The sequence below is a fragment of the Cytobacillus sp. FSL W7-1323 genome, assembly GCF_038595015.1.
Taxonomy (GTDB): domain Bacteria; phylum Bacillota; class Bacilli; order Bacillales; family Cytobacillaceae; genus Cytobacillus; species Cytobacillus kochii.
Genome location: NZ_CP151998.1, coordinates 2,197,836 through 2,220,538, shown reverse-complemented (window position 1 = coordinate 2,220,538; position 22,703 = coordinate 2,197,836). Strand labels below are relative to the sequence as shown.

The window sequence follows — 22,703 nt, the reverse complement described above, 5'->3', positions numbered from 1 at the left end:
CCTTTTATCGTCTCAGGATTCGAACTAAAATAAACAAATTTACAATATGATAACTCCTGCATGGATATACTAAAATCTATTTTAACTTAAAGAAAAACGCCCGCGTAACAAAAGGGCGTTTTTCTTTATCTTTATTTTAGTTTATTTAACATATCCTCAGTCATTCTTGCGAGATCATACTCTGCTTTAAATCCCCATTCTTCTTTTGCGGCTGAAGCGTCAATGGCATTTGGCCAACTATCAGCGATTGATTGGCGAACTGGATCGACATCATACATTAAGACGAATTCTGGTATATGCTTACGGATTTCAGCAGCGATTTGCTCCGGTTCAAAACTCATTGCTGTCACATTAAATGAATTACGATGTAATAATTTTGCTGGATCAGCCTCCATAAGGTTGACTATCGCATTTAAGGCATCAGGCATATACATCATATCCATATAGGTACCTTTTGCAATATAAGAAGTATACGCTTTGTTTTTCATCGCTTCGTAATAAATCTCCACAGCATAATCGGTCGTTCCGCCTCCTGGAGGTGTTACGTAAGAAACTAATCCTGGGAATCGTAAACCGCGTGTATCCACACCAAATTTATGATAGTAATAATCAGAAAGGAGCTCTCCAGAAACTTTATTTACGCCGTACATTGTTGTTGGTCGGCAAATCGTATCTTGTGGTGTAAGGTCTTTTGGTGTAGAAGGTCCAAAAGCGCCAATGGAACTTGGTGTAAAGAATTGCGCACCCGTTTCTCTTGCTGCTTCAAGTGCGTTCATCAATCCACCCATATTTAAATTCCAAGCAAACACTGGATTTGCTTCAGCTGTGGCTGATAATAAGGCAGCCATATGAATAATAGAATCAACTTGATGCTTTTTCGCCACTTCTAACATCGTTTTTCCATCTGTAACGTCTACCATTTCAAAAGGTCCTGATGTAGCTGCCTCTGAGTCATTGCTTCTAATATCTGTTGCAATGACATGGTCCGTTCCATAGATTTCTCTTAATTTGAGTGTTAACTCTGAGCCAATCTGGCCAAGTGCACCAGTAATCATAATTTTTTTCATTTTTTCTCCTACCCTTTTCAACCCTCTCTAAAGGGGTGATTTTATATAATCTCTAATTCTTTTCCTACCGTTTCATATATAGTTAATGCTTGATCTAGCATTTCTTTCGTATGTGCAGCAGATGGCATATTACGTACACGGCCTGTTCCTCTTGGTACCGTTGGGAATACGATGGACTTTGCATACACTCCAGCTTCATTAAGTTTCTTACTAAATTCTTGCGTCTTCACTTCATCCCCAATGATACAAGGTGTAATCGGTGTTTCACTTTCACCGATATTAAAGCCTAATTTCTTTAAGCCTGCTTTTAAGTATTCACTGTTTTCCCATAACTTTTCATTGAGCGCTGTGCTCTCCATTAACATCTCAATCGCTTTTTTACTTGCAGCAGCATCAGCAGGTGTAACAGATGTAGAAAATAAGAAAGGTCTACTTCTCACCTTTAACCAATCGATTAATTGTTGTTTACCAGCTACATAACCACCAACTACTCCGATTGCCTTCGATAATGTACCAATTTGGAAATCCACTTTATCAGAAAGACCAAAATGTTTTACCGTACCAGCACCTTTACCTAATACACCAGAACCGTGAGCATCATCTACATATGTTATTAGATCAAACTCTTCAGCGATTTTAACGATTTCTGGTAATTTAGCAATATCACCATCCATTGAAAATACGCCATCTGTAATGACCATTACTTTATTGTATTGCCCAGATTCTGTTGCTTCCTTTGCTTTTGCTCTAAGATCGTCCATATCAGAATGATTAAATCGAATGATTTTTGCTTTGGATAAACGGCAACCGTCAATAATTGAAGCATGATTAAGCTCATCTGAAAGGATGGCATCATTTTTATCCATAACTGCAGAAATCGCCGCCATATTACAATTGAATCCAGATTGATAAGCAATTGCTGCCTCTGTATGCTTGAATTTTGCAAGTGTTTCTTCAAGCTCTACATGGATTTGCAACGTACCATTAATCGTCCTAACTGCCCCTGCACCAACACCATATTTATCAATCGCTTCTTTAGCAATTGTTCTTAACGTATCATTTGTTGCTAAACCTAAATAATTGTTCGAAGATAAGTTAATTAACTCTTTCCCGTTAATTTTAATGATTGGACCATTCGCACTTTCTAACGGGTCAATTTCGTTATATAATCCTTTATCTTTTAAATCCTCAAGATTTTCACTTAAAAATTGATTTAGAATATTGCTTGACATATTCCTTTTCCTCCTAGTGTTTCATCTTCATTTTCTTTTCAAAATAGACAACTGTCCTCTGTAAAAATACAACTATTTTCTAGTTATACATTTGCTATGTATAGGTTTTACAAATTATACTTTACCACATTTTAAATAATTGTACACATATAGAGGACATATTTTCAAAAGAACTTTATTAGTTAATTTACCCATCTTACTTAAAAAATGTTCAAATTTAATGGAAACGTTTAGATTTTCTGAGCATTTATAACAGATTTCAAATAGGTCTATGCTATGATGGAAACATTAATTATTACATAATGGAGGCATTTATTATGAAAATAGCTGCATTTGTCGGAAGCAATCGCAAAGAATCAATTAATAAAAAGTTAGCCTTATTAATGAAAGAACGTTATAAAGAAGAGCTCGAGATAGATATCCTCCCTCTTGAAGTATTACCGATGTATAATCAAGATGATGAACTTACACCGCCAGCGTCCGTTTTAGAAATTCGCCAAAGAATTAAAGATAGTGATGGGTTATTATTTTTAACCCCTGAATATAATCACTCCATTCCTGCCTTTTTAAAGAACGCCATTGATTGGTTTTCAAGAGTGGAAAAAGTTATGGTCAATAAACCTGCGATGATTGTTGGTGCAACGCCTGGTGCAATGGGAACAGTAAAAGCGCAAATGCACTTGCGTCAAATACTCAACTCAGCTGGAGTCGGCGCTGTCACGCTTCCAGGAAATGAAGTTTTTATCGGTACCGTCCTTGATAAAGTAAATGAACAAGGAGAACTTGTACACGAACAAACTTTAGATTTCTTAGATCAGGTTGTAATCAATTTTATTAACTGGTCAGAAAAAGTAAAATAACATTCACTTCCATTATTAGATTAAACATATAAAAATCCGTAATGTCCCAAACAACGCAAATGTTTTTGAGAAATTACGGATTTTATATTTGTATAAAATTCAAACTCTTTTATCAACTAGAATCCCCATTCAAAGTGTAATTGATAATCCCCTTCCGTTTTCAATATTCTTTCACACATTGATGTCATGTAACATATTAGTATAGTGGTGATTAAAAAACTAAAATTATTACACACTCAACGAAGGTATATTACCGGAAATATCGAAACTATATTTATACACAGTCCTTATTTATAATTATTATAAAAAAGTATTGATTTTCGAATGAGAAGTGTTATTATTAATATATATCGTTAATATGTTAGTCATTCTCATATTTCGTTTATTTTTCACTTTTTCTCATATGCCTTTAAGTTCTACTTAAAGGCATTCTCTACAATTACATCATTATAAATGAGGGTTATAGCATGAACAAAGACCAAATAGAAAGCTTAATTCCCTTATTAAAAGAAAAAAATTTAAGGGTTACACCACAAAGAATACAAATTTTAACGACACTGATTGACATGAATGGACATCCAACAGCTGAAGACATTCAAAAAAGAATCCCTATCATTAGTCTCGCTACCATTTACAATAACTTAAAACTATTTGTTGAATTAGGAATCATTAATGAGCTACCTTATGGCAATGGATTAAGTCGTTTTGAATTTAGTCAGTCCAATCATTATCACGTTATCTGTGAATTATGTGGAAAAATTGCAGATATTAACTATCCGGAACTTACAGAAATTGAAGAAATGGTAGCTAATCTTACAGGTTTTTCCGTCAATAATCACAATATGGAAGTGTATGGGAAATGCCAAGAATGCATAGAGAAAGGATGATTCCGATGAAAAAAGAAGATAAAATTTGCCCAGTATGTAAAACAAAATTGATTAAATTAAAGCATAGTACAATTTGCGCTTGTGGTAATAAGATTATGAAAGATAAAATTCCATCATAAAAAAGCCATCAATATAGATGACTTTTCTCTATGACGACTATAATCTCGGGTCGACTTCATCTCCTTCGAGGGCAAGTATAGCGACAATACATTCATGAATTCGACCTATTTCTTCTTGCTTTACAAAGCGGTTTAACGCCTCTATCCCTAAGGAAAATTCTTGTAAAGCTAATTTTTGTTTACGTTTCGTGTTTCTTTTCTTCAACCGCTCTAAGTATTTCTCTTCTAAATAATCCATGCCATATATGATTTGTAAATACTTTCTTCCCCTTACCTTTAACGCCGGTTGTAACAGCTTCCCTTTTTCCCATACGGTAAACTGGTTGGGTTTAACAACCATTCCTTCATGCCCTTCTTCTGTCATTTCTTTCCACCAACTAATTACTTGCTCCCAATCCGATTCATCTTCAATTAGCAAATATTCAGTAGGCCTAAAAATACTACATACGTTGGATAGTTCTTCCACATGAGCCATATGCCATGTATGGGGTTTTTCGTGATATACTCTTCCACTATGTGCTAGGATATGAAATGGAGCTATCACAATGCGATCTATGTCAGAAACCTCCCAGCAATACTTTTCATACACTTTTTGAAAACTTTCTGCACGTTCTAACTTCTCTTCATTTTCTTTTAACCACTGGTTCTCAACCAATGCTTCACTTAGTGCTTTATCCAAGATTTTTCGGTCTAAGATTGCACTTTCAGCTACAAGATTATATTGTTTATTGATTAAATCTTGTGCCTTTAAATTCCACGGCATGATCTCACAATCCAGTAATACAAAGTCTGTTTCGTACTTATCAAAATAGTCATTTTTCTTTAAACTAGATTGAATAACCGTTAATATTCGCTCTTCTATATCCTTTTTAAAAAAGCGCTTCCCACTTCTTGAATATATAGCACCTAAATTACTAATCCCAGTATAGTTTAATGCTACTTCCTCATTCTTAAAAATGAGTAAAATCCCCCGTGAACCCATATGCTTTTTCTCAACAATAAGTTGATTAACACCATAATCCCGATAATATTTAAAAGCCTCTACTGGATGTTCTAAATAATCTGGCAACTGACTCGGAATAGGAACAGGACTCATAGTAGGAGGGAGATAAACCAGTTGACCAAAATGGGTATCGGCTGTAGATAACGAACCAATGACTGGTTTGACATACTTACCTTTCACACTTACATCTTCGAATTCTTCCATTTGTATGCGATAACCTTCAATAAGCGCTTGTATATTAGGGGGTTGCAACCTCTTGCTCTTCCATTCTATTATTGGGTTATGCTCTACACCGTTATAATTTTTGAGAGCATCCACCGCGACAAATGACTTCTCGGGATATCGATAGGCTGTTAATTTCCCTCCAAATACGACACCTTGATCAATATTAATCGTAGAGTTGATAGTAGTCGGATATGGTCTCGGATCATGCCCCCATATTATGGTCATATGACCTGTATGATGATGATACCATTCATCTCTTATGGGAATACCATCTTTCATGCGACTTGATGATTCACCGTATCGACAATAATCCGATATTTGTTGGGATTTCTTACCTATATACTCATCTTTAATCCCTGCATGCGTGCATATAAGCATCGGCACACCTTCATCCTCGATTATATAATGTGCCGGAGCATTTCCTAAAAACTGAATGAACTCATCCTTCAGTCGTTTTTGCTCTTCTTCTGAATAGGTAGCTAACCATTGATTGATTTCTTTAGCCGTCAATTCGTCACCATGTTGCAAAGTGACTTGATTTCCTTTTAACCATCTGTAGATTTTCCAACCATGATTACTATCAATCATATAAGCTAAGTTATTATTGACATGATTTTTAAAAAATAAAAGCGTTTCTAAAGAGCGCGGTCCTCGACTCATAATATCACCTAGTGATAAAAACTTTCTCCCAAAGGGATGAGTATAGAGCCCTTGTTCATTTTCTTCATAACCTAACTTCTCTAATAATTGTAATAGCTCAGTATAACAACCATGAATATCACCAATGATATCAATTCCTGCTCCCACATCAATAGGAGGAACTTCATCCATTCGTGCTATTTCAACAGAGTGATTCAATTCTTTTATCATATGAAGTTGATGATAACCTTCTGTTTTTAAATAACGCTTATTATATTGGAACCTTTTCATTTGTTGTTTAATGCGCTTTGAACCCCTTGGGAATATTCGTTCGTTATCTCTCATTAATAATGTATCTAAATCGATATCTATCACAATTGCGCTTATCGGTAAATGATGGCGATGTGCAATGGAAATCAATTTTTTGCGATCATCACTATTTATATTAGTCGCATCAATGAAACTACATTTATTTAAACGACATCTTGCTTGTAGGGTTGATTCTAGTAGTTCAAATGCCTCTTTAGAAATCATTTGATACTGTTCAAATAAGATCTGCCCCACCTTGTTATTACTGCTTTCAACTGAGGTGTACTCTTGATCTGCAACTATTTTTCTATATTTATCTGAACTTAAAACTTCTGAGTCTCTTATTTGTCCGCTATCGATCCAGTTCTGCAATAATGTTGTTTTACCACTACCAGAAGGCCCAACAAGTAAAATGACACCAGCGTTAGGAATTGTGATTCTTCTCCTCATACCATCACCTCTTTTTCGAAAACGACTATTTGAGTCGGCGCACCTCGTTCATGATCTATATCACCTATACTAGAAATGCTTGCCTTATATGCATACATAGCAGTCATCTTCTCAACCCATGCATGTAATTCTGCTCTTGTCCATTCAAAGCGATGATCATAATGGCGCATGGATTCACCAAGTTGATAAAGTGTATTATATTCTTTATTAGGTGTTGTAATAATACAAACCGCAGGCTTATACTCTTGAAAAATAAGTTGCATGGCCGTTTGCAATTTTTCTTCGGCAATATGTTCAATCACTTCACATAAAATAAAGACGTCTTTATTCTTTAGTCCATCATCATAATAAAATACCGAACCCCATTTTTGCATTGGCATTAAGAAGCCCGGATTTTCGGCAGCTTTTGCATATCTTTTTGTCGCCTTTACCGTTTCTCGTTCACTTGGTTCAACTGCGATTATTTCACTCACATTTGGTAAAAAACCTAATCTAGTACTAAGTTTTCCTTCTCCACTCCCCATATCTATTATCTTTCTAAGATGAGGTTTAGATTGAATGATCTCGATTATCTTTTCATAACGTAGTTGGTTTAGTCCTTTTTGCTTCTTTTCCTTTTCAACCTTTGTGTGTTCGGTTATATTGTCGCCTAAGAGCTCTTTATACTTTAAGGCACGTTTATAAATCCATTCTTTTTGAGGATGATCATCTAGCCAACCTTCTCCGAAACGCTGAAGCTTTTCCGCCTCTTTTTCATCAATATAATAGTGCTTATAATTATCAATAACTGGAATGAGAATAAATAACTGCCTTAACCCCTTTTGTAACGTTGTCTCACCTGTAACAGTTACATAAAGAGGACTGTTTTTCGTTTCAGATTGCACAGATAAGCTAAATCCAAGCGGTGAAAACAACTCCCGAAGATTCTCTACAGAAAGGTCTGTATTTACTGGACCAAATGAATAAGAAAATTGAAATACCTGCCCCACATATGATAAATATTCTTCCTTAGGTAAGCCATTTAGGGCTGTCGCAAGAGGAGAGCGTATGAGCGATAAAAACAAACTACTAACTGCAAATTCACGGTCATTAATATAATGTGTAATATCTAACTTCTCTCCACTATCCCTTAATAAACTTATAGCATCCAAAACGACGTATATCGTTACTTTCACCTCATTGGGAGTAAAGGATTGATAAAAGAGACGTACTTTATGCCCTTTATGATCTCTTTCATAAAGACGTTCAGGGTGTTTAGCCAATAAAAAAGAAAGGACATTCGCTCCTTCTCCTTTTGCATGAATCGTTAATTGCATAACAATCCCCCTTTTATATGTATTTAAACCATATTATACCACCACCCATTCCTCAAAAGGAATTTTTCTTTTATAGATAAATATCGCCTCTCCCCTAGTTAAACATCGAGAAATCTAGTATGATTATTAAATGATTATGAAGAAATGAGGATTACAAAATGAGTTTACTTACAGTTGATCATCTTAGTCATACTTTTGGCGATCGAACATTATTTAAGGACGTGTCTTTTCGTTTATTAGCAGAAGATCACGTAGGGTTAGTTGGAGCGAACGGGGTAGGTAAATCTACTTTAATGAATATTATTACAGGGCAACTTATTCACGATGGGGGCAAAGTGGAATGGACACCTAATGTTCAATATGGGTATCTGGATCAACATACTGTTTTAACCCCTGGAAAAACGATGCGCGATGCATTAAGAGATGCCTTTCTACCATTATATAAAAAAGAAGAAGAATTAAATGAAGTCACAGCGAAGATGGCAGATGCCACACCAGAAGAATTAGAAGTTTTGCTAGAGCAAATGGGAGAAATTCAAGATACACTAGAAGCAGGCGGATTTTATTCAATCGACTTAAAAATAGACGATGCCGCAAGAGGATTGGGATTAGATGCAATAGGTTTGGATAGAGATGTCGCAGCACTTAGCGGTGGGCAAAGAACAAAAGTCTTACTTGCTAAACTATTGCTTGAGCAACCTCAAGTTTTACTCTTAGATGAACCAACAAACTATTTAGATGTTGAACATATAGACTGGTTATCCAACTATTTAAAAGAATATCCGTATGCCTTCATTTTAATCTCGCATGATACTGAATTTATGAACGGTGTCTCAAATGTTATTTTTCATCTAGAATTCTCTAAACTTACTCGCTATACGGCTAGTTATGAAAAATTCTTAGAACTGGCAGAAATCAATAAAAATCAACATATCCAAGCATATGAAAAGCAACAGGAATTCATCAAGAAACAAGAAGATTTTATCGCAAAAAACAAGGCGAGATATTCAACCACAGGTCGTGCAAAAAGTAGGCAAAAGCAATTAAACCGGATGGAGAGAATTGATCGTCCTGAAACAGCCGCTAAACCTACTTTCGAATTTAAAGAGTCGAGGGCTAGTAGCCGTTATGTGTTTGAAGGCGAGAATTTTGAAATTGGTTATACACATGCCCTATTGCCAAAAATGTCAATTACGATTGAAAAAGGGGATCGCATTGCCATAGTTGGTTGTAACGGTGTCGGAAAATCTACCCTCTTAAAAACAATGCTTGGAAAAATCCCAGCGATTAGCGGAAAAATTGAAAGAGGTGACTTCCTCTACCCTTCCTATTTCGAACAGGAAGTGAAAGGCGAGCAAATTACACCCATAGATGATGTATGGAACGAGTTCCCAGCGATGGATCAGCATCAGGTACGTGCAGCTCTCGCTAAATGCGGGCTAAAAAATGAACATATTTCAAGACCAATGAACCAACTAAGTGGGGGAGAACAAGCGAAAGTACGTCTTTGCAAGTTAATGATGAACGAAAGCAATTGGCTGCTGTTTGACGAACCAACAAACCACTTAGATATTACTGCGAAAGAAGAATTAAAAAGAGCCTTAAAAGCATACAAAGGCACCATTGTCCTCGTTTGCCACGAACCCGATTTTTACGAAGATTGGGTCACAAAAGTGTGGAATGTAGAAGAGTGGTCAGACGCAATGAAATAGAAATATAAACAAGCAAGGTTCCTTTATTCTTTACTAGAGGAACCTTGCTTTTTATCATTTATTTATTCTTCATATATCATTTTCTTCGTCATACCACCATCTACAGTAATATTCTCTCCGTTCACGAAGTTATTTTCTGGATCTGTTAAGTAAAGACAGGCTTTAGCTATATCAGCTACCGTCCCGACTCTCCTTGAAGGGTGCTGATGATGATCAACTTCTCGCAGTTCCGCCTTCTCATTCGTCTCAATCCACCCTGGCGAAATACAATTAACCGTAATGTGATAATCTGCTAGGGAAAGAGCTAATGCATGAGTTAAACTAACTATGCCACCTTTTGAAGCAGCATAGGCTTCTGAATTGACTTCAGACATCATCGAACGAGTAGAAGCCATATTTACAACCGCTCCACCAGTTTCGTTATTTTTCATATATTTCGCCGCTTCTTTCGTGGCTAGAAATACGCTTCTTACATTTGTATTGATGACACGATCCCATTCGTCTAATGTTAATTCGAACAAAGGTTTAAAGACAGATACACCAGCATTATTAATGAGAATATCTACTTGTCCATACTTCTCGATTGTTTGTTCTAATAATCGTTGAATGTCTGCTTCTTCTTGGACATTTATCTGAAGGCAATCAAGCCCCTTTGCTTCAAGCGCAGCAAAGTTAGAATCATCCCAATCAGCCACTACTACGTTGGCACCTTCCCGCCTATAAGCGAGTGCAACCCCTTGACCAATTCCATTTCCTGCACCAGTGACAATAACTGTTTTATTTATAAACTTCATTCACATCTCACCCCATCTAATTCAATTGACTTGCCTTTATTTTAGTTAAAAAGAAAAAGAGATGCCAGTATCAGCACCTCAGACATCAATCAAACGATAAATCAAACACTACTATTGTACATAAAACGAGCGAATAACTGTTCTTTCATAAGGGGCCCCTTGAAGTGTTTTACCTTTTATATCAATAGTCATATTATAAACACCACTACTTAACTTAGCATTAAATTGGCCAATTGACCCATTACGCGAAGTGTTTTGTACATCTAAAGGTGCCACTACTGTATTGCCGTTCTTATCCACTAATTTCGTATTCATTGTGATAGATTGTATATTGTTGTTTGATTGTAGGGAGAAAGCAACTGGATCCTTTGAGAAAAGTGGATTCATCTTTAGTTCTAGATTATTTTTCCCTTCATGGGTAACATTCATCACATAGGCATTATCTTTCTTATTAGATGTTAGTTGCACTTGCCAACGGCCTGTTTCAGATATAATGCCAGTAAAACTATGTGCTGCTGCCCCATTAAATATTTCTGCACTTTTAGGTGATGAAGCGTAACTTTGATACTCTTTTCCAGTTGGCGAGATTAATCTAACTTTAACATCCTTCGTTGATGTCCAGATTTGTATGTTTTTAAGTTGTTCATCCACATGAAAGGATTGTTTATAAGGGGCATTCCCTTGCCATTCGCCACCGTGGGTATAGGAGGAAATATCTTCAGACATAAATGTGTCGCTACTTTTTACATCATCCGTTTTCAATCCGGCTACAGATGATGTACGCAAATATGGTTCAATTCTAGAAAATACAGCGGAGCCCATACGAATTTTATCATGATCGAGAGAGGTGTCATTAAAGAGATGTGTACCATATGGTAATCTTGTACTCCAATCATTAACTAAACCATCATTTTCACCTTCAGAGGATAAGTATTGGCCACCCATCCATAAAGCGGACATTGACGGTCCCTTATTTGTCCCGGAAACAGTGTAATACTTATTCTTCGTTGCATTAGAATGATGATCAGTTATTGAGCGAAAGTGAGCCATTTCACCTACCTGTAAAGAAAAGGTCCCATCATCCTTTTGCCCTAACAACGTACCTAACCACCCTGCCCACCAACTATAAGCAAGGTCAGCCAAATGTGAACCATGATGAGGGGAACCTAATGTAATGACTCGACCAACATATGCGTGTGCACCATAATGAATGAGGGCCGCTTGTGTATCTGGCCCACCTTTACTGTGAGCGACAATATTTAATTTTCTCCCTTGAAAATGCGCGGAAATATCAGCAAGCATCGAAGCGAGAAGTTCACCGTTATCAAATTGGCTTGCCGAACCTTCCCCTGCCGCATCATGCAATTGTAAAAACACAGTTTGATAACCAGATTCATACGCTTTTGTATACATATCATTTACACCATGATATTCCGTTTCTTCATACCAACTAGTTGAACTACCATTTTTTCCTTGAACAAAGACAAGCGGGGGTTTACTTGTATCTAAATTCGGTGGTACACTTCCGAGAAACCATTCTCCCGGCGTGAATACTTCTCCTGGTGGCTTAAGCTTTCCTTGAGGCGTAATCGTTTTAGCAGCAAATACTTGAGAGGTTGTTAACATAAATAGCGTGACGATGGCAATACAAGCGACCATTTTTTTCACTTCACATTCCTCCCTCTAATCAGGTTGAAAGCAAAAATTGCTCCCTTAAAAGGGTTATGCAAGAAATCCCCTTTTCCTCCTTTAATTTGTAAAAACACATCAAAAGATATAAAAAAAGTATGCAAGATACGAATAATATCCTACATACCTAAAACAATCATTATAATATAGATTCATATGTGTGCACATTTGCTCCATTTATAAACGGATTCGTTTGCGATTTTTGCAGGATGACTAATTGATGCATTGCCCTCGTACACACAGTATAGAATAAAAAGCGGTCCCTCTCTTTTTTATATTGTTCACCATCAGGGATAACAACAGCATCAAATTCAATCCCCTTTGCTAAATAAGATGGAATAATGGTAATTCCTTTTTGAAATTCCGTTGTTTTTTGATGGATAAGGTTCACATTGTTAAAATGAGGAAATAATTGACGGTAACACTCCTCACTTTGACTCGCACTCCTAGCAATGATCGCAATGGTTTCATGGCCTAGCGAGACGGATCGACGAACGACATCTATGAGTATCGTTAGCGCTTCTTTCTCATCCACATTTTTGATAACGGGCTTTTCGCCACTTCGGTTAAAAGGAATGATATCTTCATTATTCAAAAGTAGACTTGAAGTAAATGTCGTAATCTCTTTTGTTGAACGATAACTTTGTCTTAATTGATAAACTGTAGCTTTTTCATTACTAAAAAGGACAGACTGATTGTCAGCGTGAAAGTGAATAGTTTGATTCACATCTCCCAATAACGTCCACTTACTATGCGGGAATAACTCTTTTAAATAGGCAAAGTGAAAGGGTGAATAATCCTGTGCTTCGTCAATAAAAATATGACGTACAGACGTATGACCATCTTCCTTTAGTAATTGTTGTTTTAAATATAAATAGGGTACCACATCTTCATACAGCATATCACCAGATACAGTTGCCTCTAATCCCGAATCATCTTTGTTACTTGTACGTAAAAACTCAACGTACATTGCAAGTATATCAACAAAATAGAAAGATTTGATTTGTTTCCGAAGTGGCTTAAGTCTCCTTTTTACAACCATTTTCATCAAATACGCTTGCTCAACTTCTGGTTGCATAAAGCCATCATTATCTATTTGCTGTGCCTTTTTATATGCTTGTAAATAATCTTCTTTATCAAGTAATTCTACTTCATTCTCAACCCATGCCTTTTTCCGTTCTGCTTTCTCCTTTTTCTTTATTATAGAAAGGATCCATTCTTGTATAAGTTGCAGTCTGTTCGCGATTGAGATATTACTTTCGTAAGAATAAAATTTCTCACCGATTTCATCGACAGTCAGCCATTTTTCATTATGAAAGGTGATATCACGGAAAATCATCCCTTCTATTAATAAATGGCTAATATATTGATCCATAGAAGATTTATAGGATAAAGAGGACTTATTTTCAATTTCCTGGACTCTTTTTTCACTTGAATCATTTTCTTGAAGAAGAAATTCTAATTGATCAAGCGGTGTTTCTATCGTAAGCTTTGCATCATACTTACTTTGAATGAAGTGCCAAAAAGTATCCTGCTTCATATTTTTCTCACCCAATTCTGGTAACACTTGAGAAACATAACTATTAAATAGCGGATTTGGCGAGAATAGCATGATATTTTCAGCATGTAATGATTTCCTATAATGATATAGTAGGTAAGCGATTCTTTGTAATGCTGCTGATGTTTTCCCACTACCTGCCACTCCTTGAACAATAATCAAATCGTCTTTCACATTGCGAATAATTGCATTTTGTTGCTTTTGAATCGTAGCAACAATACTTTTCATCTGTGCATTTGCGTGTCCACCTAACACTTCCTGCAGCACACTATCGCCAATCGTTAAACTCGTATCAAATAACCCTTCAATTTTCCCCTTTTTTATAATAAATTGACGCTTTAATAACATTTCTCCCATAATTGTTTCATAAGGGGTGTCATATTTTGCTTTTCCAGGTGTGTAATCGTAATACATACTCGCAACAGGTGACCGCCAATCATAAATAAGAAACTGCTCATCGTTTTCATCCATTAATGAGGCAACACCAATATATATGGATTCCTTTTCTTCCCCATCTTCCTTAAAATCAATTCTGCCAAAATAGGGTGAGTCTTTTTGTTTCGACAATATGTTGACATATTGATCGAGCATTCCCATTCGCCGTTCTCTTTCCCCTAATAATTCTGCTTGCTGCTTTACACTTTGAAATGTCTCAATTACATCGTCCATTTCCTCTAGGTTGACTGTCACATCATCCCAAAATCCTGTTTTTAATTGCTTTACATCCTTTTGTACGTGGTCGCGATTTTCTATATAAGCGACTTGCTTCTTAATCACTTCATGTATTATTCTATCAACCCTTTTTTGCTCTTCTTGTCGCTCTTGCATAGAATCACTCCTCGATAAAAAATTAGTTGACACATCTCAATATTTTTGGTATTATTATATTGGATACTTTTACACAATAATAACAAACAGCCATACTTATGTATCATAGCATATTTTTTTAGTAAGTATCAATAGCTAAAAAATATTCATAATATTCAAATTATTTATAAAAGGTGGACATAATGAAATCTGATATTAGTGTTTTACGAATACCTATTCCTACTCCCACTCTTTGGCCATATACAACAACAAATAGCTACATCATTGGTAATAAAGAGGAAACTCTAATCATTGACACTGGTTATAATCAACCCATTACAAGAGAAACACTACATACAGCACTAAAAAAACATGAGCTTCCCATTCCGAAAGCGATTCTTCTCACCCATGGACATAAAGATCATTCACCTGGAGTGAAACAACTTCTTGATTGGCAAATACCTATATTTGCTCATCCACTTGAGGAACCGGAAATCAGAAGGAATGTTCAAATTGATCACCTCCATTACCTTTCTGATCACGAAGAAATATCTATAGGCGATGAATCTCTGATCGCATTACATCTCCCAGGGCATTCTTCAGGCCATTTAAGCTTTTATTTACCTTCTAAGAAGATTTTACTGGCAGGTGACAATTTAATAGAAAAGGGAACTTCTTGGATTGGTACACCAGATGGGAATATGAAAGATTATTTCATCACATTAGAAAAAATAAAATCATTATCCTTAACAATGGTTGGTCCTGGTCATGGCGATTGGATTAATAATCCATACGAACATATTGATTATGTACTGAATAGAAGGATACAGAGAGAAGAACAAATTTTACAAATTTTAAAAGAGAATGAGCCCCTGTTATTACACGAAATTACGAATAAGATATACGCTGGTCATATTCACCCTTCAAACAAAGTAGTGGCAGAAAAAACAACAGAAGCTCATTTAATTAAGTTGATAGAAGAAAGAAAGGTTATACAGAACAGAAATGCTTACTCAAGTTATTCATGAAGTTGCATCTAACCAACAAATTGCTTTTTCAAGTGAACGGATAGTCGGGTGTATGAGTTTAATTTCACCCTTCTCATATGCATGCAAAGCATCTTTTGGATATATCCACCTGGCTTCTGCCACTTCATAAGGATCAGGAATTGGTTGTTGCCGTTTTGGAAGACGCGTAATAAAGAAACGTGTATCAAAACGTATTGGACTTTTTGCTGGTGTCGTTTTATGGCCGATATATGTGAAGCAGCGACAATCTAGCGCGGCTTCTTTTTCTTTTAATAACTCGATAAAACTTATTTCCTTTTTTAAGAGCCTTTTCCTATCGTTCAAACTTTCTTCTCTTTGAAATGAGAGCGGCTCCCCTGTTCTATCACATCCAAGGAAAACTCCAATTTCTTCATAGACTTCTCTTGCGGCAGCAACATAATAAGCTAAAGGGATATTTGCCTGATCTGTTGGAGCAATTAATCTATTAGATAGCAGCGAGTCTTTCTCATCCACTGCGCCACCAGGAAAAACATAATGCCCAGCAAGAAATTTCATTGTTGCTGGGCGTTTCGTCATATATACTTGTCCTTGTGGATTGATTAATAAGACTGTCGCCGCTGGCTTAGGAATAGTTTCCATGTATAAGTCACACCTTTTTAGAAGAATATCATCTTATTCATTTATACTTCTCTAACGCTAGCAAAATTCCTCTAACTTCTAGCTAACAATTATTCTCTTATTTGTCCATTGCCTTCAATAAAATATTTACTTGATGTTAATGCTTTTAATCCCATTGGTCCACGCACATGCATTTTTTGTGTGCTAATGCCAATCTCAGCGCCAAAACCAAATTCAAATCCATCTGTAAATCTTGTTGAAGCATTATGATAAACAGCAGCAGCATCTACATGATTCATAAAGGTTGCTGCACGACTATTATTTTCAGTTATAATTGCTTCTGAATGCTTTGTCCCATATTGACGAATATGAGTAATGGCGTCTTCAACAGAGGCAACTGTTTTAACGCTCATTTTTAAGCAAAGAAACTCACTGTGAAAATCTTCTGTAGTGGCTAATTCGATGTGAGGAAGAATGGCTTTCACATATTGATCACCAACCATTTCAATTCCCTCGTTCTCCATGTAAGCTAAAAATTCTCCCCCGTATTTTTCCAACCAATGAGTATGAATCAAAAGAGATTCGATACTATTGCAAACAGAAGGTCTTTGTTTCTTCGCATTTAATACTACTTTCTTCGCCATTTCTAATTCCGCAAACTCATCAATATACATATGGCAATTGCCTGCGCCTGTTTCAATAACCGGCACGGATGCCTCACGTACAACAGTATCAATCAATCCTTTTCCACCTCTAGGGATAAGCACATCGAGAAAAGTATGAAGATGAAATAATTCTTTGGCAGCTTCTCTACTCGTATCTTCAATTAATAAGACGCTATCAATTGGTAGCTCCGTCGATTGTAATGCCCGATGAACAGTTTGGACAAGCGCACGATTACTATGTAGAGCCGTTTTACTCCCTCGTAAAATTACACAATTATTTGTCTTTAAAGCTAGTGAAGCTGCATCAATAGTTACGTTAGGTCTTGCCTCGTAAATCATGCCTATAACACCCAGTGGGACTGACTTTTGTTGAATAAGTAGACCATTTTCTTTTTTTATTGTCTGCAATACACGATCTATAGGATCGTCAAGTTGTGCGATATCAGTGACCGCTTGTGCCATTGCTTTTATTCTAGACTCATCTAACATAAGACGATCAATCATACTGTCACTCATGTGGCCACGCGCCATCCTTATATCTTTTTCATTGGCTAAACGGATCTCCTCTTGATCTTCTATTAATTGATTGGCAATGGCCTTTAATGCTTGATTTTTTTCTGCTGTCGTAGCTCCATTTAAACGATAGCTCGCTTTTTTTGCTAACTTACCTTTTTCATATACTTCACTTGTCATTTCCCTTCACTCCTATTCGATTCCAAAACTAATTTATCACGATGAATCACTTCTTTAATTCGGTTTTTCTCATGTGCTGTTTGCGTAAGATATTGACTAGAACAACTTACTTCTCCCCTAGCAATTAGTTGATTTTCAAACCTCACTTCAACAACCTCACCCGAAAGAAAACTTCCATCAATTTTAACAATTCCAGGTGATAATAGACTGCCACCACCATGCACAAGTGCTTTTTCGGCACCTTTATCCACATAGATTTTTCCTTTGACCGTTGAATGAAGGGCAATCCATTGCCGTTTCGTATTAATCTTTTTCATTTGCTGATTAGAAAGATATGTACCGTCTCCAGTTCCATTAAGGATGCTTATAAGTTTGTCTTCACCTTTACCAGTACCGATAAAAACCGGAACATTTAATTCCATAGCTGTTTTAGCAGCATTCAACTTTGAGTACATGCCGCCAGTACCAACTTTAGAGCCCGCACCGTCTGTCGCTTTCATTTGCACATCAGTAATTTCATTTAAGAAGTCAATTCGGCTGGCATTTGGGTACTTAAACGGGTTTTGATCATATAAGCCATTAATATCTGTTAAAATTACAAGTAAATCAGCATGAACAAGCCCGCTAACGAGTGCTGATAACATATCATTATCCCCGAAAGTCAATTCCTCAATAGAAACAGTGTCATTTTCGTTAATAATCGGTATGACTTTACGATCTAACAGTTCCATAATCGTATCGTACGCATTTCTAAAGCGGACTTGATTGTTAAAGTCGGATCGAGTCAGTAAAATTTGCGCTGCCAAGGTGTCAAATTTTAATAAAGCTTCCATGTAACTTTGAATTAATAATCCTTGACCGATAGCAGCCGCAGCTTGTTTCCCTTTTAATGTAATGGGACGGGAAGAATAACCTAGTTTTCTAAAACCTGCTGCTACTGCTCCCGAGGATACGACAATCACTTCATGGCCCATCTTCTGTATTTTTGCAATTGCTAATATATGATCGGTAAATTTATAGCGGTCAATCTCTCCCCTTTCATTCGTTAATGAACTGCTGCCAATTTTAACGATCATTCTTTTCTTCCCCATATGATTCATTCCTTTTAAGAGCGCGAACACCCATGTAGTGATGTCTCAGTCTAGTTTTTTAAAAGATAAAAAAAACCTAACTCAAGCCTTAATACATAAGGACGAGTTAGGTTCGCGGTACCACCTTAATTGAATGCTCTCTTTTAAACATTCCACTTTATGAGTTAACGTCTCAATCACCGCTGATGGTTTTCACCAGACTATAGAGGCAGGTTCAATAGGTTGAAACATGGTGGAATCTTTCAGCTGATAAATTCCACTCTCTTTCATGCCAATCCCTATTTACTAGCCCTCTTTCAATCGTTCATTTATAATTTTGACTCTTTCTTCTATTAAAACGTTTCAGTATTACAACTATTATAGCAGAAATCTTTCTCATGAAAAGAAATATTTATCGTAGTAATGAAATATTACCACTTCATATGTAATATTCATCAAACACATCTTTTCTTCAACTTTTTTGATACTGTAGATGAAAAACAGTTGTTCTATTTTACGTGTTAGTTGAACCAAGAGAAACGCTCTTCCTATAAATGTCTTACCACATTAATAGAAGAGCTCATAAATGCTTTATCTGTTTTTCAGTTCTTTTTCATAAGGTGCAATAACTTGGCTGGATGAAAGTTCTGCTATTCTTTCTTGCGTATAGCCTAATGATTGTAGGACATAATCCGTATTTTCCCCTAGTTTTGGCGATGCCGTTTTCACCTTAGGTGTAGATTTACTTAGCTGAAAAGGTAGTCTTGGGAGACGTAAATCTTCAATTGTATCATGTGTTACTTGTTCCCACATGTCGAGGGCTTCTGTCTGTTTTGCGTCAATGACTTCAGATATTTTTTTCACTTTGGAACTTGGGATACCTGCCGCGCTTAATTCCGTCACCCAATAATCAGCAGTTTCCCTTTGAAGTATCAGTTCTATTTTTTCTTTTAAGATGTATTGGTTTTCCACACGATTTTTATTATCTCTAAATCGCTGATCTGATAGCCACTCCATACTATTTAAAACCCGACATAATCTTTCAAATAGCGATTGATTAGAAATGCCAATCATGATATACGTATCGCTTGCCAAGTAAGCACCATAAGGAGCAAATGCCGTGTGACCAGAGCCGTTTTTCTGTGGTTCTTCTCCTGTCGCTAAAAAGGAAAGCATATGATAACTACTCCAAAATAAACCGGTTTCATATAAAGAAGTAGAAACAAATTGCCCTTCACCTGTATGCTTTCGATGCAAAAGTGCAGATAGAATACCAATCACACCCCACATTGCACTTCCTTGATCTAAAATAGAGACAGGTACTCTCGCTAATTCAGCGTCTTTGGCTCCATTGATACCCATGATACCTGTTTCAGCTTGAGCAATAGCATCATAGCCCGGTTGCAATTTTTGCGGCCCACTTTGGCCATATGCTGATAATGAACAATAGATGATTTGATTGTTTATTGCTTTCAATTTAGCATAACCTAATCCCATTTGCTCAGCTTTTCCCTGTCGGAAGTTCTCAACGAATACATCTGCCGATTCGACAAGATCATAAACGATTTGTTTCCCATCTTGTTTCTTAAGGTCGATGACAACCGACTCTTTATTTCGATTAATATGGAGAAAATATACACCTTCTCCACTCATAAATGGCCCCATTCCTCTGGCGTCATCTCCCGTACCCGGACGTTCAATTTTAATAATTTCTGCACCTAAGTCCGCTAGAATCATTGTTAAAGTTGGACCAGAAATATTGGTTGTGACATCAACGACTCTCATGCCTGCTAAAGGTCCCGTCATCCTTATCCCTCCCTGTAGTAAAAGAAATGGTACAAGTTAATAAGACCTTGGTAATCCTAATACATGCTGTCCGACAAAGCTTAATACTAAATTATTGGCAATTGGGGCAACCTTAAATAATCTCGCTTCTCTAAATTTACGTTCAATATTATATTCTTTGGCAAAACCATAGCCACCGTAAGTATCCATTGCCGCATTTCCAGCATTCCATGTCGCTTCGGAAGTAAGGTATTTAGCCATATTTGCTTCTGCACCGCAATTGACTCCCTCATCAAATAATTCAGCCGCCCTATCTCTCATTAGCTTTGCAGCTTCTATTTCCATAAATGCCTTAGCAATTGGAAATTGTACACCTTGATTCTTTCCAATAGGGCGATTGAATACTACACGTTCATTAGCATACTGTACTGAGCGATCTATAAAGTATAAACCATCTCCAACAGATTCTGAGGCAATTAATATTCTCTCCGCATTCATTCCACTAAGAACATATTTAAACCCTTTACCTTCTTCACCAATTAAGTTTTCTACAGGAATTTCCGCATTTTCAAAGAATACTTCTGTTGTCGCATGATTAATCATTGTATCAATCGGACGAATGGTTATTTTATCGCGTTGTTCTTTCATATCTAGTATGAATAAACTTAAGCCATCTGTTTTCTTCGTTACAGTTTCTTTCGGTGTTGTTCTTGCTAGAAGTAGCATTAAATCAGAATGCTCAGCTCTAGATGTCCAAATTTTTTGTCCGTTAACTATATATTTTTCTCCCTCTTTGTGGGCAAAAGTTTCAATACTAGTTGTATCACTGCCAGCTGTAGGTTCCGTAATCCCAAATGCTTGGAGTCTTGCTTCACCACTGGCGATTTTTGGGAGAAATCTCTGTTTTTGTTCTTCACTACCATGCCTTAATATTGCACCCATTGTATACATCTGTGCGTGGCAAGCACCCGCATTCCCGCCTGAGCGATTAATTTCTTCTAATACAATACTCGCTTCTGTCATTCCCAAACCAGCTCCGCCATATTGTTCTGGAATAAGAACTGAAAGCCACCCCTCATCTGTTAAGGCTTGAACGAAACTTGTTGGATATTCTTCCCTTTCATCCGTTTCTTGCCAATACGTTTCCGGAAATCTCTCACATAAACTTTTCACACTTTTTCTAATCATGTCATGTTCAGTATTGACTTTCGTCTGTGCCATTTTTACCCTCCTTTATTTTCCTTGCCATTGTGGTTTTCTTTTTTCATTAAAAGCATAAATTCCTTCTAAACGATCGTTAGAATTAGCACAACGATAATATGCTTCTAATTCTAGTGCGATTCCCGTAGATAAATCGCAATCTGCTCCTTTATTAACAACTTTCTTTAATGCCTTTAATGAAAGTGGCGCGTTCTCTGCAATTTCTGATGCCAACTTAATTGTCTCTTCTAATAAGCTTTCTTCTCGACAAACTTTATTCACGAGTCCATATGTCTCAGCTTCTGTAGCACTGATTCTTTTACCTGTAAATAAAATTTCTTTAGCTATTGCAAGTGGTAATACTCTTATGGCCATTTGTGTACCACCTATCCCTGGTATGAGACCGAGTTTCGCTTCAGGTAAACCGAATGAAGCGTTTTCATTTGCCGTGCGCATATCACAGCTTAATGCAATCTCCATACCACCGCCTAGCGCATAACCATTTACAGCACAAATAATAGGAAAAGGAAACTCACGAATTAATTCAGTCACTCTTTCAAAAATATCATGTTGTTTTTTCCAGTCACGTTGGCTCATTCCGTTTCGCTCTTTTAAATCAGCTCCAACACAAAAGCTTTTATCCCCCTCTGCAGTTAAAATAATGACTCGTAAATCTGGATCATATTTTAAGATTTCTAAACTTGATACGATTTCACTCGCCATTTTGGTGTTCAATGCATTCATTGATTGTGGACGGTTTAAACGTAAGATAGCAATTTGATTATGATGAGTTTTTTTTAGGTCAATCGTTTCATATGTCTCAACTTTCATTTATATCCTCCTTTTTTGCTATAAATGAGCATTTATTCCATACGCAATCATTGACATAGTTGCTCCTAATATTCTTGTTGGTTTAGTATGATTCATTAAAAGAAGTGGAGACGAATACCTGCTCATTTTTCGCCAAATGTTCGTAGATGTTCTTTGTGGAAATG

Annotated in this window: 17 protein-coding genes; 4 read left to right on the top strand and 13 right to left on the bottom strand. The window is 36.6% G+C overall.

Annotation, left to right across the window (positions count from 1 at the left end):
* Nucleotides 1-131: 131 nt before the first annotated feature.
* Both MKX67_RS11425 and MKX67_RS11420 read right to left on the bottom strand, forming a co-directional pair.
* Nucleotides 132-1,067 carry an L-threonine 3-dehydrogenase gene (locus tag MKX67_RS11425; RefSeq protein WP_095373338.1) on the bottom strand — a complete coding sequence of 312 codons (936 nt, stop codon included), beginning with the start codon at nucleotides 1,065-1,067 and terminating at the stop codon, nucleotides 132-134.
* A 41-nt stretch (nucleotides 1,068-1,108) separates the two neighbouring features.
* Nucleotides 1,109-2,299, bottom strand: coding sequence for a glycine C-acetyltransferase (locus MKX67_RS11420; RefSeq protein ID WP_095373339.1), 1,191 nt, complete (start codon nucleotides 2,297-2,299; stop codon nucleotides 1,109-1,111).
* Nucleotides 2,300-2,616: 317 nt separating this feature from the next.
* Here MKX67_RS11420 and MKX67_RS11415 point away from each other — a divergent pair, with 317 nt between their 5' ends.
* Both MKX67_RS11415 and MKX67_RS11410 read left to right on the top strand, forming a co-directional pair.
* Nucleotides 2,617-3,159, top strand: a complete 543-nt coding sequence (locus tag MKX67_RS11415; protein ID WP_095373340.1) for an NAD(P)H-dependent oxidoreductase — start codon at nucleotides 2,617-2,619, stop codon at nucleotides 3,157-3,159.
* Between the two features lie 467 nt (nucleotides 3,160-3,626).
* Nucleotides 3,627-4,046, top strand: a complete 420-nt coding sequence (locus tag MKX67_RS11410; RefSeq protein WP_322909307.1) for a Fur family transcriptional regulator — start codon at nucleotides 3,627-3,629, stop codon at nucleotides 4,044-4,046.
* Nucleotides 4,047-4,202: 156 nt separating this feature from the next.
* On the opposite strand, the gene MKX67_RS11405 is transcribed toward MKX67_RS11410, so the two are convergent.
* Entirely contained in the window at nucleotides 4,203-6,791 is a 2,589-nt protein-coding gene (locus MKX67_RS11405; RefSeq protein WP_095373342.1) for an AAA family ATPase, read from the bottom strand.
* Complete coding sequence (locus tag MKX67_RS11400) at nucleotides 6,788-8,107, bottom strand: 3' terminal RNA ribose 2'-O-methyltransferase Hen1 (RefSeq protein WP_342489243.1); 1,320 nt, start codon at nucleotides 8,105-8,107, stop codon at nucleotides 6,788-6,790. The genes MKX67_RS11405 and MKX67_RS11400 overlap by 4 nt, the downstream gene beginning before the upstream one ends.
* A 158-nt stretch (nucleotides 8,108-8,265) precedes the next feature.
* Here MKX67_RS11400 and MKX67_RS11395 point away from each other — a divergent pair, with 158 nt between their 5' ends.
* On the top strand, nucleotides 8,266-9,819 hold the full coding sequence (locus MKX67_RS11395; RefSeq protein WP_095373344.1) for an ABC-F family ATP-binding cassette domain-containing protein: 1,554 nt from the start codon (nucleotides 8,266-8,268) through the stop codon (nucleotides 9,817-9,819).
* Between the two features lie 62 nt (nucleotides 9,820-9,881).
* Here the strand turns inward: MKX67_RS11395 and MKX67_RS11390 are convergent, their stop codons facing one another.
* From MKX67_RS11390 to helD, 3 genes are all read right to left on the bottom strand, one after another.
* Nucleotides 9,882-10,613: an SDR family oxidoreductase gene (locus MKX67_RS11390; RefSeq protein ID WP_095373345.1), complete on the bottom strand. Its 732-nt coding sequence runs from the start codon at nucleotides 10,611-10,613 to the stop codon at nucleotides 9,882-9,884.
* A gap of 111 nt (nucleotides 10,614-10,724) precedes the next feature.
* Complete coding sequence (locus MKX67_RS11385; RefSeq protein WP_095373694.1) at nucleotides 10,725-12,272, bottom strand: hypothetical protein; 1,548 nt, start codon at nucleotides 12,270-12,272, stop codon at nucleotides 10,725-10,727.
* Between the two features lie 169 nt (nucleotides 12,273-12,441).
* Nucleotides 12,442-14,688, bottom strand: coding sequence for an RNA polymerase recycling motor HelD (gene helD / locus MKX67_RS11380; protein ID WP_342489242.1), 2,247 nt, complete (start codon nucleotides 14,686-14,688; stop codon nucleotides 12,442-12,444).
* Between the two features lie 182 nt (nucleotides 14,689-14,870).
* On the opposite strand from helD, the gene MKX67_RS11375 reads away from it, so the two are divergent.
* Nucleotides 14,871-15,695: an MBL fold metallo-hydrolase gene (locus MKX67_RS11375; protein WP_095373347.1), complete on the top strand. Its 825-nt coding sequence runs from the start codon at nucleotides 14,871-14,873 to the stop codon at nucleotides 15,693-15,695.
* On the opposite strand, the gene MKX67_RS11370 is transcribed toward MKX67_RS11375, so the two are convergent.
* The 6 genes from MKX67_RS11370 to MKX67_RS11345 form a co-directional block, all read right to left on the bottom strand.
* Entirely contained in the window at nucleotides 15,690-16,316 is a 627-nt protein-coding gene (locus tag MKX67_RS11370) for an NUDIX hydrolase (protein WP_095373348.1), read from the bottom strand. The genes MKX67_RS11375 and MKX67_RS11370 overlap by 6 nt on opposite strands.
* An 89-nt stretch (nucleotides 16,317-16,405) precedes the next feature.
* Complete coding sequence (locus MKX67_RS11365) at nucleotides 16,406-17,653, bottom strand: glutamate-5-semialdehyde dehydrogenase (protein ID WP_095373349.1); 1,248 nt, start codon at nucleotides 17,651-17,653, stop codon at nucleotides 16,406-16,408.
* Nucleotides 17,650-18,744 (bottom strand): glutamate 5-kinase, encoded by a 1,095-nt coding sequence (proB, locus tag MKX67_RS11360; protein ID WP_095373350.1) that lies wholly within the window; start codon nucleotides 18,742-18,744, stop codon nucleotides 17,650-17,652. Before proB ends, MKX67_RS11365 begins: the two co-directional genes overlap by 4 nt.
* A 570-nt stretch (nucleotides 18,745-19,314) precedes the next feature.
* Nucleotides 19,315-20,529 carry a CaiB/BaiF CoA-transferase family protein gene (locus MKX67_RS11355; protein WP_095373351.1) on the bottom strand — a complete coding sequence of 405 codons (1,215 nt, stop codon included), beginning with the start codon at nucleotides 20,527-20,529 and terminating at the stop codon, nucleotides 19,315-19,317.
* Between the two features lie 36 nt (nucleotides 20,530-20,565).
* On the bottom strand, nucleotides 20,566-21,729 hold the full coding sequence (locus MKX67_RS11350) for an acyl-CoA dehydrogenase family protein (protein WP_307314087.1): 1,164 nt from the start codon (nucleotides 21,727-21,729) through the stop codon (nucleotides 20,566-20,568).
* A 12-nt stretch (nucleotides 21,730-21,741) separates the two neighbouring features.
* Nucleotides 21,742-22,539, bottom strand: a complete 798-nt coding sequence (locus MKX67_RS11345; RefSeq protein ID WP_307314088.1) for an enoyl-CoA hydratase-related protein — start codon at nucleotides 22,537-22,539, stop codon at nucleotides 21,742-21,744.
* Nucleotides 22,540-22,703: the final 164 nt, after the last annotated feature.